Origin of the sequence: Mesonia maritima, assembly GCF_042433895.1 — a bacterium.
Taxonomy (GTDB): domain Bacteria; phylum Bacteroidota; class Bacteroidia; order Flavobacteriales; family Flavobacteriaceae; genus Mesonia; species Mesonia maritima.
Window position 1 is genome coordinate 68,035 of record NZ_JBHLUA010000015.1, and the last position, 14,225, is coordinate 82,259.

Annotated in this window: 14 protein-coding genes; 6 read left to right on the forward strand and 8 right to left on the reverse strand. The window is 34.8% G+C overall.

Annotated elements, in window-relative coordinates:
* The first annotated feature begins 313 nt into the window (after positions 1 to 313).
* Positions 314 to 1,126 carry an RNA polymerase sigma factor gene (locus tag ACFFGL_RS12370; RefSeq protein ID WP_309727570.1) on the forward strand — a complete coding sequence of 271 codons (813 nt, stop codon included), beginning with the start codon at positions 314 to 316 and terminating at the stop codon, positions 1,124 to 1,126.
* 73 nt (positions 1,127 to 1,199) lie between these two features.
* Positions 1,200 to 2,297, forward strand: coding sequence for a transposase (locus ACFFGL_RS12375; RefSeq protein WP_309727571.1), 1,098 nt, complete (start codon positions 1,200 to 1,202; stop codon positions 2,295 to 2,297).
* A gap of 1,149 nt (positions 2,298 to 3,446) precedes the next feature.
* Here the strand turns inward: ACFFGL_RS12375 and ACFFGL_RS12380 are convergent.
* The 4 genes from ACFFGL_RS12380 to ACFFGL_RS12395 all read right to left on the reverse strand — a co-directional run bounded on the left by ACFFGL_RS12380 (position 3,447) and on the right by ACFFGL_RS12395 (position 8,171).
* Positions 3,447 to 4,079, reverse strand: coding sequence for a DUF6266 family protein (locus ACFFGL_RS12380; RefSeq protein ID WP_309727572.1), 633 nt, complete (start codon positions 4,077 to 4,079; stop codon positions 3,447 to 3,449).
* 719 nt (positions 4,080 to 4,798) lie between these two features.
* Positions 4,799 to 5,659, reverse strand: coding sequence for a hypothetical protein (locus ACFFGL_RS12385; protein WP_309727573.1), 861 nt, complete (start codon positions 5,657 to 5,659; stop codon positions 4,799 to 4,801).
* Positions 5,660 to 5,949: 290 nt separating this feature from the next.
* Positions 5,950 to 7,161, reverse strand: a complete 1,212-nt coding sequence (locus tag ACFFGL_RS12390) for a hypothetical protein (RefSeq protein WP_309727574.1) — start codon at positions 7,159 to 7,161, stop codon at positions 5,950 to 5,952.
* Positions 7,162 to 7,409: 248 nt separating this feature from the next.
* On the reverse strand, positions 7,410 to 8,171 hold the full coding sequence (locus ACFFGL_RS12395) for an XRE family transcriptional regulator (protein ID WP_309727575.1): 762 nt from the start codon (positions 8,169 to 8,171) through the stop codon (positions 7,410 to 7,412).
* Positions 8,172 to 8,274: 103 nt separating this feature from the next.
* On the opposite strand from ACFFGL_RS12395, the gene ACFFGL_RS12400 reads away from it, so the two are divergent.
* The 4 genes from ACFFGL_RS12400 to ACFFGL_RS12415 all read left to right on the forward strand — a co-directional run bounded on the left by ACFFGL_RS12400 (position 8,275) and on the right by ACFFGL_RS12415 (position 11,467).
* Positions 8,275 to 9,555: a putative DNA modification/repair radical SAM protein gene (locus ACFFGL_RS12400; RefSeq protein ID WP_309727576.1), complete on the forward strand. Its 1,281-nt coding sequence runs from the start codon at positions 8,275 to 8,277 to the stop codon at positions 9,553 to 9,555.
* 90 nt (positions 9,556 to 9,645) lie between these two features.
* On the forward strand, positions 9,646 to 10,401 hold the full coding sequence (locus ACFFGL_RS12405; RefSeq protein ID WP_309727577.1) for a TIGR03915 family putative DNA repair protein: 756 nt from the start codon (positions 9,646 to 9,648) through the stop codon (positions 10,399 to 10,401).
* A 121-nt stretch (positions 10,402 to 10,522) separates the two neighbouring features.
* A complete protein-coding gene (locus ACFFGL_RS12410; protein ID WP_309727578.1) occupies positions 10,523 to 10,657 on the forward strand; it encodes a hypothetical protein in 135 nt (44 codons plus the stop codon).
* Between the two features lie 69 nt (positions 10,658 to 10,726).
* Complete coding sequence (locus ACFFGL_RS12415; protein ID WP_309727579.1) at positions 10,727 to 11,467, forward strand: class I SAM-dependent methyltransferase; 741 nt, start codon at positions 10,727 to 10,729, stop codon at positions 11,465 to 11,467.
* Between the two features lie 16 nt (positions 11,468 to 11,483).
* Here ACFFGL_RS12415 and ACFFGL_RS12420 read toward each other — a convergent pair whose 3' ends face one another.
* The 4 genes from ACFFGL_RS12420 to tpiA all read right to left on the reverse strand — a co-directional run bounded on the left by ACFFGL_RS12420 (position 11,484) and on the right by tpiA (position 14,214).
* Positions 11,484 to 11,759 carry an ATP-dependent Clp protease adaptor ClpS gene (locus ACFFGL_RS12420; protein ID WP_309727580.1) on the reverse strand — a complete coding sequence of 92 codons (276 nt, stop codon included), beginning with the start codon at positions 11,757 to 11,759 and terminating at the stop codon, positions 11,484 to 11,486.
* A 52-nt stretch (positions 11,760 to 11,811) separates the two neighbouring features.
* Positions 11,812 to 12,645, reverse strand: a complete 834-nt coding sequence (gene prmA / locus ACFFGL_RS12425) for a 50S ribosomal protein L11 methyltransferase (RefSeq protein WP_309727581.1) — start codon at positions 12,643 to 12,645, stop codon at positions 11,812 to 11,814.
* A gap of 73 nt (positions 12,646 to 12,718) precedes the next feature.
* Complete coding sequence (locus tag ACFFGL_RS12430) at positions 12,719 to 13,252, reverse strand: hypothetical protein (RefSeq protein WP_309727582.1); 534 nt, start codon at positions 13,250 to 13,252, stop codon at positions 12,719 to 12,721.
* A gap of 206 nt (positions 13,253 to 13,458) precedes the next feature.
* The gene (gene tpiA, locus ACFFGL_RS12435; RefSeq protein WP_309727583.1) at positions 13,459 to 14,214 is read right to left on the reverse strand and encodes a triose-phosphate isomerase; all 756 of its coding nucleotides are present in this window, start codon (positions 14,212 to 14,214) and stop codon (positions 13,459 to 13,461) included.
* Positions 14,215 to 14,225 lie beyond the last annotated feature (11 nt).

The following is a 14,225-nucleotide window of genomic DNA, read 5'->3' on the forward strand; positions in this document are numbered from 1 at the left end:
GGCTTACTTTAATATTTTTTATATATTTATCCCATATTAATATATTTGCGAAACTTCTTTAAGTAAAAATATTAGAAGCATTCGCTTTGATTCTCGCATCAAAAACTGGTAATTTTTAACGACGAGATGATGAGTGTAAATGCTCACGGCCCGGGCGTGAGCTTACTTATTGTCGTGCGGTATACCAGTACCTTGATGCTATAAGTTAAGTATCACGCCTTTTTTAATATAATAATAGGTCTTCTCAACTTTCCTCAAAGCTAACTTCTCTTAGCATTCTATAAGGTTTCGCTCTTATTCAACACGAAATCCTATGCAAACCCAAGACTTCCAAAACCTAAAACAAGGCAAGCCCATCGCTTTAGAACACCTCTATCAAAAATACAATCGCATGCTCTTTTGGCTGGGCAAGCAATTGATACGGGATGAATTTGTCATTGAGACCTTAGTACAAGAAAGTTTTTTAAAACTATGGAAACATCGGGAGACCCTAGAAACACCCGAGCATATCTTCTTTTTCCTGCGCTATGTCATGAAACGGGAATGCACCTATTACTACTGTCGGCCCAAAAATAAGTTTAACCGTTCCATCAACCGACTCAGTTTTTACGGCAATTATGAAGATTATATGCTGGGGCACGATCCGGTGGCGGAAGAAGATGAACATCTATTGGAACAGGAAGCTACACAACAAGCTTTTGAACAGGTTAAAAAGGTACTCCCCTACTTGAGTGCCGAACGAAGTCGGCTCATCGAGCTTTGCATTACTTATGGCTTTCGGTATAAAGCCATTGCCGAGGTGATGGGAAAAGGAATTACCGAAACCGCTAATGAGGTAAAACGTGCCATTGCTGAACTTAAAACTATTCTTCAGCAAGACAACGCCCTTGAACGGCAACAAAACTCAGGCGAAACGATAAAGTTAGAGGGCGAAATGACCACCGCACAGGCCAAGGTGTTTCAACTGCGTTGTGAAGAGGCGTATTCCTTTGCGCGCATTGCGGAAGAATTAAACTGCTCCCAAAAAGAAGCGCAACAGGAGTTTATGACCGCCTATAGCTTTATGCAACAACAACACGAACAACAAACAAACTCCTTCGGGGCAAGCCTTCAAGGCATCCGTTAGAAACAAATTTTCAATTTCAAGGCAAGCCTCGGTAGAGTAATCCCGTTGGCGGTGCCAAAAAACCGAATCTAAGATGAAAAAGAACACAATCAAACTTACCCGAAAAATACAGGTACTCATCGATCTCCCGACTGCGGAAGAGCGTAAAGAAGCGATCGGAAAACTTTACGATTGGCAGGATCGCGCCTATAGAACGGCTAATATCATGCTGGCGCACCTGTATGTACAGGATATGATGAAAGAGTTCTTCTATTTATCGGAAGGGATTAAATATAAATTAGTCGATGAACAAAAAGAACCCGACGGTATCTTACAAACCTCCCGGATGAATACCATCTATCAGGTCACCTCAAAACGTTTTAAAGGCAAGATGCCCACCAACATTATCTCTTGCTTAAAGGCAAGTTTATACAGTAATTTTAAAAAGAACCGTGATGCCTATTGGGGGGGCGAGTGTTCGCTGATGAATTTTAAACGGGATATGCCTTTTCCGTTTACCACCGAAGGGATGAGCAAATTGGTCTACGACAACGAAAAGAAAGCCTTTTGCTTTCGCTTGTTTAAGATTCCGTTAAAAACCTATTTAGGCAGGGATCATAGCGATAAGTGGAAATTGTTGAAGCGTGTCACGCAAGGAGAACTGAAATTATGCACTTCGCATTTACAACTGAAAAACGGAAAAACGTTTTGGCTGGCGGTATTTGAATTGGAAAAAGAAAAGCATGCCTTAAAACCGGGGGTGGTAGCGGAAGTTTCGCTTTCGTTGGAATATCCCCTCGTGGTTAAAGTCGGCACCAAACGATTCCCCATCGGTACCAAAGAAGAGTTTTTACACCGAAGACTCGCCATTCAAGCCGCTCGAAAACGCGCACAGGTGGGCGTGACGTATGCCAAATCAGGGAAAGGACGCAAACGGAAGTTAAAAGCTTTAGATACCTATCATCAAATGGAGCGGAACTATATCAAAAATCGCTTACACGTCTATAGCCGAAGATTAATCGATTTCTGCGTTCAACAACAAGCAGGAACTTTAATGCTGATGAATCAAGAAGATAAAATAGGCATCGCCAAGAAAGAAGAATTTGTATTTCGAAATTGGAGCTATTACGAATTAATCACCAACATAAAATACAAAGCCAATAAAGCCGGGATTGAAGTCATCGTTGGGTAGTGAGAAGTTAGTAGTTAGAGTTTAGTAGGGAGTAATTAGTAGTGAGTAGTGAGTATTGAGTAGTTAGTAGGTAAGAGTTAATGAGGAATTTTGAATTTTAAATGTTGAATAGTTAGCTTGTCATTTCGATTGATTTTAGACGAGCCTTAGCGAGGGTGAAATTGTATCGAGAAGTTGTTCTGCAAACAGGAAACTAGAGGTTAGAGCCTAGAATCTAGAAGTTGGATATTCTTTATTCAGTGTTCTGCATTCAGTAGACAGGAAGCTAGAAGATAGAGACTGTTTTTTTTAATGAGTAATATAGAATGAAGAATTAACAATGTTAAATGTTCAATAGTTAGCCTGTCACTTCGTGATTTTAGACGAGCCTTAGCGAGGGTGAAATTGTATCGAGAAGTAGTTCTGCAAACAGGAAACTAGAGGTTAGAGCCTAGAATCTAGAAGTTGGATATTCTTTATTCAGTGTTCTGCATTCAGTAGACAGGAAGCTAGAGGATAGAGACTGTTTTTTTAATGAGAAATAAAATGCTAAATTTTGAATTTTAAATGTTGAATAGTTAGCCTGTCACTTCGAGTGATTTTAGCCGAGCCTTAGCGAGGGTGAAATTGTATCGAGAAGTAGTTTTAGAAAATAGAAGTTAGTTTTAATTTTAAGATAAAAACGGCCTATCGAAAATTGCTCGTAAAATTTGAAGAGCCGGCTTCGTAAAATTTTAGGCTGTTTGAACGAAGTGAGTTCCTAAAATTTAGGAGCCAATCAATAAATTTAGAGCTAATTTCGTAAGCCTAGATCTTTTTGTTACTTTTTATCGTAACCGACGACTGTAAGGAGAGGATTACGTTTGTAAAAAGTAAATAGCATTAGTTTCATAAGCCTAAAATTTTGATTCTTTTGGGCAATGCAAAAGAATAAAACATGATTTAAAATTTAGAATTAAAATAATTATCGAGGGTGCTTGCACACCCGCAAGGTGAGGTACAGGTTACACTCACTAAGTATTTTAACATGCAACGCGTGGGTTCACTTTCTTTTACTTCTCCTCAGTGGAAGTAATGTTAGGAAATGCTACGAAATAAAATTATATCGAGAAAACGTCTAATTCTCGTAAGTCATCCTAAGTATGTCGATAAGTTAACTTCGAGTACAATCTATAATTCGCCAAGGTACACACTAAGTGATGCTTGTTGTTCTTGCGGACGGTAATAGCCTACCCATCCATGAAATTCAGCAGTAGGACTCCAAACTTCCGGTATGGCAAAAGTAGCTTGTCCGGCTTGTCTTTCCGCCAATTGTTCCACAAAGTAAAATTGATGTAAATCCGGTTGGTACACAACCACAAAAAGCTGATCGTCTGCCTTTGCCATGGCTTGTTCCACTTGAGGCTGCCAGGTTAAGTGAACTTGTGACTCCTCCCTTTGTAGCTCCACCTGTTCAGGTATCCGAAGGTCCCCATAACTCAATAAACATTGGGAATAGGTAATATGATAGCCTTCCCCGTTAGACGTTAAAGCATGTCGTAAGTAGTAAGATTTAATATGATTAAAAGTGGGGGAATTTTGTTGTAAGGGGAAGTAGGTATTTTTTAAAATCCACTGAAGTGGTGTTAAAAAATGCATTACCGTCTTCATTTTGCTTTGTTGCTTTTTTTGTAAGGTCGAGGACTTTTGAGAATTTACATTCGGTAAACTACTTATGTATGTACCATACTTCGTTTTTTTAAACACGACCGAACCCGCTTTTCCGGACAGGTCCCCTAAAGGATTGTTGATGATTCTTGCCATAGTAGTTAATTAATTTTAAAATAGTTCTTTTAAATATACTGAAAAAATGCCGTTTAAACGCAGGGGTTCTTATCTGGTTTAATAAGAAAAGCCACCACTGCTACGTAACTTCTTCGAGTTTTATTCGATAATTCCAGGAAATATAGACCTTCACTCGAGGAAAATTCGAAGAAGTTTCGAAGAAGCAACGAATGAAAAATGATGCTGCTATACTAATTATAACTACCTGTAAAGAAGCTGAAAAAAAATTATTAAAAATCACCTTGAAAAGAAACCCTTTGTAGTTTTTCTAAACGTTCTAAAAATTAAAAGTAAGAATATTGGTTATTTTAGTTGGTTAACCATCACCGAGAATACCTTGATAAAAAGCTAAAAAAGTGAAATGAAAGAAGAAAAATACACAACACCACATTCTTTACTTCCACCTTTAGGGCTTTTGATGAAAATTTAAATCAGGATCATTTCACAAAATTATAGCAAAAGCCAACAACCAAAATGGATTGAAGACTACCTGGCTCAAGTTTCCACAGAAGAAACTTTTAAGCACTGCCTGAGAAACTGATATTCATAGATATACTAAAAATTTATTGGTCTTTTTTAATCAGAATTTTTAAAATAAAATCAAATAAAAAAGGGAGGTAATTATAAAATCACCTCCCTTTTAAAAGACCTAATATTTGTTATTCAATTGATATTATACAATTGAATTTTCTAAATTATTAGTTAGATTGAGTTACAGTAGCAGTATTCGCTCCGTTTTGAGTAATGGTAGAAGTATTTCCTAACATACCTGATTGATTTACTGTAGCCATGTTATCTGCAGAAATAGTTCCAGAAGCTCCTTGTGTAATAGTAGAAGTATTATCTTCTCCTGTTTGCATTACATCTGCTTCGTTAGAATATCCGTTAGAACCACCAGAAGTACCACCAGATTGAGTTACACTTGATGAGTTATAATCTCCATTTTGAACTAAGTTAGACCAGTTATAATCTCCGTTTTGAGTCACAACCTCTGTATTACTTGGAACTGCATTAGCCGAAGTAACAACAGTTTGATCAGTCATCGTTTTGTTATCATTTCCAGTTTGAGAAATTACAGAAGAGTTACTGTTAGTATGGTTATGATCTCCACTTTGATTAATATTTACATCGTTACGATCTCCAACTTGATCAACATCTGCAATATTTTTATTGTCTATTTGTCTTACATAAGAAACATTATCAGTACCAGATTGATCTATGTTGGCTACGTGATCATCATCAGCCCCATGATTTCCCTGTAACAAAGTAGAGTTATTATTAGTTCCTGTTTGTGTAACATACCCTTCGTGTGATTCCCCGTGTTGATCTACTAAAGAAGTATTCTCTCCAGTTTGGTTTACTGTAGCGGTATGCCCCTCAAAATCTTGATTAACAGTACTTGTGTTTTCACCGTCTTGTGTTACGGTTGCCACGTTGTCAAGATCTCTTTGATCAACATTACTGGTGTTTCCTCCTGTTTGATTAATTGTAGCCATGTTATTATTTCCTTCTTGTATGGCATCACTCGTATTTTGAGCAAATAATACTGACCCGAACATTAGCGCAGCAGCGCTTAAAATTACTTTTTTCATTTCAAAAAAATTTTATTGATTATTAAATTATTTCTACAACGAATATTAGTAATGATTAAGAGATAGACAATCAAACAGGATTTTATTTGATGTATTTCATTTTAATCAGATAAACGGTAAATAATTGGTTAATAAATATTTAAAACTAACCTATATTAAAACGTCATATAACCCTAAAGAATAATTAAAATGAATTTTAATAATAAAAAAGCACCCAAAAATCGGTGCTCTTTTATTATTAAGGAATTAATAGGTTATTAGTTCCCCTTCTGAAAAACGGTTGCAGAGTTTCCGTTACCATTTTGCATTACTGTACTTGTTTGCCCTTGATTTTTTTGTTTAACAGAAGAAAAATTATCATTGCCCATTTGCGTAACTGTAGAAGTATGAAATTTCCCTTCTTGCCACACATTGCTGCTGTTATTATCACCTTCTTGCCAAACTTTAGAATCACTATCAGTTACTATTTGGTAAACTTTGCTGTAGTTATCGTTTCCTATTTGGTCAACTTCAGAAGTCATTCTTCTTCCTTGTTGTTCATCATAAGCATAGTTATCACTTCCATTTTGGAAAATAGTAGAACTTAAATCTTCTCCTCTTTGTTCAGTAAGCGCTTCATTATAAGTTCCTCCGGTTTGTTCAATATAAGCTACAGAGTTTCCAGTTCCACCGGTGTTTCCACCATTATCTCTATCTTGGTCGATAGTCGCTTTGTTATAATCGCTTGTTTGTAAAATCTGCGCTTGATTTTGTCCATTTTCCGGAAGATCGTTGTTTTGATAAACGGTTGCAGTGTTATTATTTCCTAACTGATCAATATCAGAATTGTTTAATGAACTTGCTTGCTCTACCCAAGCTGTATTTGAGTTTCCATTTTGAATAATATCAGAAGTATTTCTATCCGCCTGAACTCCGTTTACAGTTAACTGTGAAGTTGTAGCAGTATTATCATTTCCATTCTGCATAATTGTACTCAAATTGTTTGGCTCTACGTCTACTCCACTCACCGCTTGATCGTTTCCGTTTTGAGTTACTGTTGCCTTATTTGAATTCCCTAACTGATCAATATCAGTTTTGTTCTCACTTCCTGATTGATTTACTGTTGAAGTGTTAGAAGTTCCATTTTGCAAAACATTCGCAATTTGATCATCTTCACTTTGATTCACAGTAGAATGGTTTGAACTTCCGTTTTGATTTACTACAGCTTCATTATTTCGGTTTTCCCCATTATCACCGTCAAATTGATTTACTGCAGAAGTATTAGAACTTCCTGTTTGCTTTACCTCTGCGATATTAGAGTATCCAGCCGTGTTAGCGTCTCCCTGAATAACATCAGAATCATTAAGATTTCCGGTTTGCTTAACGTTAGTAACGTTATCGTTACCAACTTGACCAACTTTACTATCGTTTTGTGCAAATGTAATTGCCCCAACCATAAGCGCAGCAGCGCTCAAAATTACTTTTTTCATGCTAAAGAATTAATTGATTAATAAATATTCTACAGAACTATTAATTTCCGAGACAAATATTACTCAACCTTAAAAATTCTTCAATTAAAAAAATTTTTATTTGATATAAAGTAATTTTTTAACGACAAACGGTTTTCACAAAGACACCTAAAAAGCAATCAGTTAAGAAGACAAAACTGCTCAGATTAGAAGAAGGGGTTCTAGCCCAAGCCTTAAAATTACTGTTGTAAAATGATTGAAATCAAATTTTATCTTTTTAGCGAGCCAAGTTGCGCTTTTAATTCTTCCATAGATTGTTGCAATTGTTTTAGCATACTATTTTCAGAATTGGCATCTAAACTAAAGGTTAGTTTACTGGTAACTTGCCAAATTTCTTGAATATCAGAAACCTTGACTTCAAATGGCGCATATTCTTCATTTAACGAAACTAATCTGATTTTTGAAGGATCAGTTAATTTATGAAGCTTTTTAACGACAACCGTATCATACATTACAATTACATAAATTTTATGATCGGTAGCTTCTGCTAAGCTCGGAATTGCTTTCGCCAACACCCAATCATCTGGTCGTAAATTTGGCAACATACTATCGCCTTCTACTTGAAAACCACGATACGTTGCATTTCTATATTGTGGTAACGGAAAATCAAAAGCGGGCAATTGTTTATACCATTCTACATCTTGAATATTATGCGGATACCCGGCTGCAGCGCGTTGATTTACCATCATAATATTTTCATCTTCTTCAGAATTTACCGTAATTACTTTCGGCATCGTATCTACTTGATGAATATTAAGATGTTTTTGGTGACTTTGCCCAAATAACCACATCGGGTTAATACTGAATTGCCGTAACAATTCCATCACCACAGTTCCGGCGAGTTTTGTTCTTCCGCGTTCAATATCTGCAGTTGAACTTTTTATACCTAATTTTTCAGCAAATTCAGCTTGTGTAAACTGATTCTCTTCCCGAACTTCTTTAAACCGTTTTATTTCAATTGCTGTTTCCATAACTCAAATATACATCTTAACGGAATATTTCCGAAATAATTTTAGGAATAAATCCATTAAAAAGGAATTAATCCGTAATTTCGTATAAATTCCAAGGTAAAATATGAACTTCGATCGAATAAAAGAAAAATTAACTATTCTTGCCGATGCCGCTAAATATGATGTTTCCTGTTCTAGCAGTGGAAGCAAACGACAAAACACCACAAAAGGATTGGGCGATTCCAGCGGAATGGGAATTTGCCATAGCTATACCGAAGATGGACGTTGTATTTCATTACTAAAAATTTTACTTACCAACCATTGCATTTTTGATTGTGCGTATTGCGTAACTCGAAAAAGTAATGACATAAAACGCGCGGCATTTAAAGTTCAAGAAGTGGTCGATTTAACGATTAACTTTTACCGAAGAAATTATATTGAAGGTCTTTTTCTGAGTTCAGGAATTTTTAAAAGTCCTGATACTACGATGGAACGTTTAGTGCAAGTGGCTAAAAAATTGCGCTTAGAAGAAAACTTCAATGGTTATATTCATTTAAAATCAATTCCCGGTGCGAGTGACGAATTAATGCATGAAGCGGGATTATATGCCGATCGACTTTCAGTTAATATTGAAATCCCCACTAAAGAAGGACTCAAATTATTAGCGCCAGATAAACAGCGGAAAGATTTTTTACAACCGATGAAAAAAGTCAAAAATGAAATTATAAAATATAAAGCTGAAAAGAAACTGATAAAAAGTACGCCAAAGTTTGCTCCGGCGGGACAAAGCACGCAAATGATTGTTGGTGCAACACAAGAAACCGATGCGCAAATTATGTACACCGCGGCCTATTTTTATAAAAAATATCAAATGAAACGCGTTTATTATTCGGGGTATATTCCTATAAGTTACGATCCGCGTTTACCTTCTATTGGTACAGAAGTGCCGATGTTGCGTGAAAATAGATTGTACCAAACCGATTGGCTAATGCGTTTTTACGGTTTTTCTATTGAAGAATTATTGAATAAAGAGCACCCGAATTTAGATAGTGATATTGATCCGAAATTGAGTTGGGCGCTACGGAATTTACATTTATTTCCTGTAGATGTAAACAAAGCTGAAAAGCAAATGTTAGCCAGAATTCCCGGATTGGGAATGAAATCCGTTTATAAAATTTTAGGCGCTCGAAAATATAGAAATCTCAATTGGGAACACCTTAAAAAAATTGGCGTTGCTTTAAATAGAGCGCGCTATTTTATGGTTTGTAATTCTAGCGATTATGAAAAACGAGATTTATCGGCGGCTTCAATTAAAAGTTTAATTCTTCATAATTCGGCGAGTAAATTCAGAAACACCTATTCTAATCAGTTGAATTTATTTGATAAACAGGATGCGTTAATATGAAGCACACTTAAAACAATCTCACATAGTTTTAAAATCTTTATGAGATCTGAAACAAGTTCAGCATGGCGAAACTACAAATTGAAATAAAAAATGATTTTTAAATACGATGGTTCTTTTGAAGGTTTTTTAACCGCGGTATTCTCTGCTTACGAGTTTAAATGTGAAAATTGCACAATTGTTAAGGAAAATGAACACGTTGAAAGTTTATTTGAAGAAACAGAAGAAGTAATAACCTCGGAAGAAAAAGCAAATCGTGTTTGGAAAAAAATTCAGCAAAAAACCGGCACAAAAGGAAGCCGACAAATTTATTGGGCTTTTTTAAGTGAATTATTAGGGGTGGAAAATACGCTTTTTCAATATATTCAGCACGCGATTAATTCAGCTAAAAATATCACTACTGATTATGCGAATAAAGCGGTTTTAGAAGTTTCGCAAATCGTGAAAAAAGTTGGCAGAGAAAAACATAGAATGGATGCTTTTGTTCGTTTTAGAAAAACAAAAGATAATATATATTTTGCCACCATTGAACCTGATTTTAATGTTTTACCGCTAAACGCTAAACATTTTAAAAATCGTTACGCCGACCAATATTGGTGTATTTATGATCTTAAAAGAAACTATGGCATTTATTATGATTTAAATTCAGTTGAAATAATTCAGTTAGAACTTCCGAATTCCATTTTAAACACCTCAACCGATTTCTTCACTCCTGAAGAAATGCAATTTCAGCAGCTTTGGAAAAATTATTTTGACAGCACAAATATTAAATCTCGAAAAAATACAAAGCTCCACCATCAGCACGTTCCTAAACGTTATTGGAAATATTTAAGCGAAAAATATCTATAGTTCCACATGCTCTATAATGTTAAACATTTCTTAAATTGCTACTTTGTAATACCCAGTACTGTAACAAACCTAAAAGTTGAGCGTCTTGTAAGTAAGACATCAAATTAAAAAACGATACATCATGAAAATTTCAAAGACTGTTTTAAACGAAATGAGCGAAAAAACGCTAGAAACCCAAACTGACGACAACCACTATTCTACCGTGAATAGCCGAAAAAAATTCTGGAATAGTAAACGCCGATATTTAATTAGTTAGTTGTTCTCATTCATCAATCAAAAGGCGTAAAAGACTGGCAAATTTGCCAGTCTTTTTTTATCTTTAATTATGAAAGATAATTTCTCACAAGATTCAGATAAGTACGCGAAATACCGACCGCACTATCCCGCAGAACTTTACGAATATTTATTTTCACTTTGCAATAATTTTGAAAAGGCTTGGGATTGCGCAACAGGAAATGGGCAAGTTGCTAAAATTCTCGCTGAAAAATTTAAGCAAGTGGAAGCGACAGATATTAGTAAAAATCAACTGAAGGAAGCACCTAAGTTAACTAACATCAATTATACTGTTCAACGAGCGGAAAAAACCAATTTTGCCGATCATCAATTTAATTTAATTACAGTGGCACAGGCCATTCATTGGTTTGAATTTGATGATTTTTTTAAAGAAGCAAAACGAACGCTTCAACCCAACGGAATTATAGCAGTTATCGGTTACGGTTTACTAACGATTAATCCTGAAATTGATAAAATAATTCATCATTTTTACGATAATATTATTGGTGAATATTGGGATGAAGAACGAAAATATATTGAACAAAATTACCAAACTATTCCGTTTCCATTTAAAGAACTAGAAACGCCTTCTTTTGAAATAAACTATAATTGGAACGATGAAGATCTTTTAAATTACCTCAACACTTGGTCGGCTGTTAAACATTATGAAGAAAAAAATAATGAGAATCCGGTGCTATTAATAGCAAATCAAATACATGACACTTGGGGAAATAAAAAAAGAGAAGTAAAATTTCCTATTATAGCAAGAATAGGAAAAAACTTCTCTTCATAAGTTGTTTAAGAAAAAATTACTGAATTTCAGCGCTAATTCCAGCTTCCAATAATTTTGTACAACGCGGCTGTAAATCTTCAAAATCGCCTGTTTTTACAGCGCATTTTCCTTTATAGTGAATTAACAATGTGCATTGTTCGGCTTGTAACATATCGTGTTCACAAGCGTCCATAAGCATTTCTATCACGTGATCAAACGTGTTTACATCGTCGTTAAAAACCACGATTTCGTTTTGCTTTTTTTCTTTGGTTTCGGTAAGAACTTCTTCTAAAACTTCCTCTTGAACACTCATTATATTTTATATTTTAAAAGATAAAATTAATAAATAAGATACTTTCAGTCAACTATTTAACAAATTTAACAGCAACCCAATTTTCTCGTTCTAAATGACTTTCATATTTCAAATCTAATTTTTCACACGCTTCTAAGATAACCGGTAAATCATCTTTGTAAAATCCGCTTAAAAATAACGAGCCATTATTATTTAAAGAATCATTATAACTTTCCATATCATTAAGCAATATATTTCGGTTGATATTGGCAATAATAGCATCGAAATTTTTGCCTTTTAATAAACTAACATCTCCTTCATAAACTGAAATATCTAAACAATTATTGCGTTCAATATTTTCAAGCGTATTTAAGTAACACCAATTATCTATATCGATTGCTTCTACCGGTTTAGCTCCTTTCATTGCGGTAAGAATTGCTAAAACGCCGGTTCCGCAACCCATATCTAAAACTGATTTTTCATTCCAATCTTCGTTTAAAATATGCTGAATCATCATATGTGTTGTGGCGTGATGACCGGTACCAAAACTCATTTTAGGCTCGATAACAATATCGAATTCTGTATCTAATTTTGGATGAAATGGCGCTCTAACTTGACAATTTTCTGCTACGAGAATTGGCGTAAAATTCTTCTCCCATTCTGAGTTCCAATTGACTTGTTCGATATCTTCTGAAGTAAATTCTATCTCGAATTCTTCTGACTTTAAAATCTGAATTTCTTCTAGTAAACCTTCTTTATAAACTGAACTTAAAATAAAAGCTTGCAATCCTTCTTCGGTTTCCACAAAACTTTCAAAACCTACTTCATTAAGTTGAGCGATTAATATTTCGGTGGCGGGTTGAAGCGGATTTACTTTAAAATAAAATCCTTTATACGATGAACTCATCTTTTTTTTGCAAAAGTAAACATCCTGCTTTACAACAGGATGTTTAAAAAATATTTTTATGTATTTTATTTAACTATAAAAAGGCTGCGGCAACTGAAGCAGCAACGCCACCTGCAACTCCCAATACCCAAGTATCTTGACTGGTTTCTTTCTTTTTAGCCCAATTATAAGAATGGTAGATAACCCAAGCTTTTAAAATCTCATTTTTTTGTGAAGAAGATTTTAAAAAATTATCAATAGTAAGTCTATCTTCAGTTCTTTTTATCGCTAGCAAAGTATTATTTTCAGCTATAACATTAGCTTTTTTAAAAGAAAGAAATTTTGTTTTAAACTTATATTCTTTGCCATCTAAGATTAATTTATTTCCTTTTAAATTGGCTATAGAATCATTTTTGAAATAGACTACATTGTTTTTTATCTCATATTCTTCCATTGCAAAAAAATCTTGTTTAAGATTGTAAGTAGCGACTTTTTCTTTATTTGCATGGAGGAATAAAACCTCATCAGCGCTTATAAACGTTTGCAAAGTTAGATTTTGAGAAGTTTGCGCTTGTAAGCTGAAACTCATAAAAGCAAACAGGAATACTAATAATATTTTATTTTTCATGATAATATTTTAACTTAATTTATAGATTACTGAAATTAAATTTAAAATATTTAAAAGACAAGGAAATTCTTTAACTTTTGTTATTTCTCGCGCAAGGGATTGAATTCGTGTTTGAGCTCTTTTAGAATTTCTGCGGTAGCTAAAATTTTAAAAAGCGAGTAATGAAAGCCCGACCCCACTCTTTTGTGGGGTTGCGCTATAAATTTTTAAAAAGAATTTGCTATTGCTAGAAAATCGTCTGCTTTTAAGGAAGCACCACCAATTAAACCGCCATCGACATCTTTTTTAGCAAAAATTTCCTTTGCATTGGCAGGTTTTACACTTCCACCATAGAGAATAGAAACTTTTTCGGCTATTTCTGGCGTGAATTTTTCGGCGATCATTTTTCTAATTTCGGCATGCATTTCTTGTGCTTGCGCTGGAGATGCAGTTTCACCGGTACCGATTGCCCAAACGGGTTCGTAAGCGATTATTATATGTCCCCAATCTTTGCTATTTATATGAAAAAGTCCTTCTTCTAATTGGTGTTTTACAACTTTTACTTGTTTATTCTGTTTTCTACTTTCAAGTTCTTCGCCTACACAAAAAATAATATTCATTTTATGGTTTAGGGCGGTTTTCACTTTTTCAGCTAAATCTTTATTCGTTTCGTGGTATAAACTTCTTCGTTCGCTGTGACCTAGAATTACCGCTTTCGCACCAACTCCTTTTAGCATATCTGCAGATACTTCGCCTGTAAAAGCGCCTTTTTCATGTTGACTCATATTCTGAGCGGCAATTAATACATCGGTTTCTCTTAAGGATTGAAAAGCGGGATATAAGTTAGGAAATGGTGGCGAAACAATGAGCGTGATTTCTTCGTCTACAGAACCTAATTGATTTTTAATTTCTCCTAATAAATCTTCCATTTCGGCAAGATCTCCGTTCATTTTCCAGTTTCCGGCTACTATTTTTCTTCTCATATTCTTTACTT

Excerpts from the sequence above, each read along its gene's own strand:
- ACFFGL_RS12370 (WP_309727570.1), top strand. The coding sequence starts at position 314 with ATGCAAACCCAAGACTTCCAAAACCTAAAACAAGGCAAGCCCATCGCT.
- ACFFGL_RS12375 (WP_309727571.1), top strand. The coding sequence starts at position 1,200 with ATGAAAAAGAACACAATCAAACTTACCCGAAAAATACAGGTACTCATC.
- ACFFGL_RS12380 (WP_309727572.1), bottom strand. The coding sequence starts at position 4,079 with ATGGCAAGAATCATCAACAATCCTTTAGGGGACCTGTCCGGAAAAGCG.
- ACFFGL_RS12385 (WP_309727573.1), bottom strand. The coding sequence starts at position 5,659 with ATGTTCGGGTCAGTATTATTTGCTCAAAATACGAGTGATGCCATACAA.
- ACFFGL_RS12390 (WP_309727574.1), bottom strand. The coding sequence starts at position 7,161 with ATGAAAAAAGTAATTTTGAGCGCTGCTGCGCTTATGGTTGGGGCAATT.
- ACFFGL_RS12395 (WP_309727575.1), bottom strand. The coding sequence starts at position 8,171 with ATGGAAACAGCAATTGAAATAAAACGGTTTAAAGAAGTTCGGGAAGAG.
- ACFFGL_RS12400 (WP_309727576.1), top strand. The coding sequence starts at position 8,275 with ATGAACTTCGATCGAATAAAAGAAAAATTAACTATTCTTGCCGATGCC.
- ACFFGL_RS12405 (WP_309727577.1), top strand. The coding sequence starts at position 9,646 with ATGATTTTTAAATACGATGGTTCTTTTGAAGGTTTTTTAACCGCGGTA.
- ACFFGL_RS12410 (WP_309727578.1), top strand. The coding sequence starts at position 10,523 with ATGAAAATTTCAAAGACTGTTTTAAACGAAATGAGCGAAAAAACGCTA.
- ACFFGL_RS12415 (WP_309727579.1), top strand. The coding sequence starts at position 10,727 with ATGAAAGATAATTTCTCACAAGATTCAGATAAGTACGCGAAATACCGA.
- ACFFGL_RS12420 (WP_309727580.1), bottom strand. The coding sequence starts at position 11,759 with ATGAGTGTTCAAGAGGAAGTTTTAGAAGAAGTTCTTACCGAAACCAAA.
- prmA (WP_309727581.1), bottom strand. The coding sequence starts at position 12,645 with ATGAGTTCATCGTATAAAGGATTTTATTTTAAAGTAAATCCGCTTCAA.
- ACFFGL_RS12430 (WP_309727582.1), bottom strand. The coding sequence starts at position 13,252 with ATGAAAAATAAAATATTATTAGTATTCCTGTTTGCTTTTATGAGTTTC.
- tpiA (WP_309727583.1), bottom strand. The coding sequence starts at position 14,214 with ATGAGAAGAAAAATAGTAGCCGGAAACTGGAAAATGAACGGAGATCTT.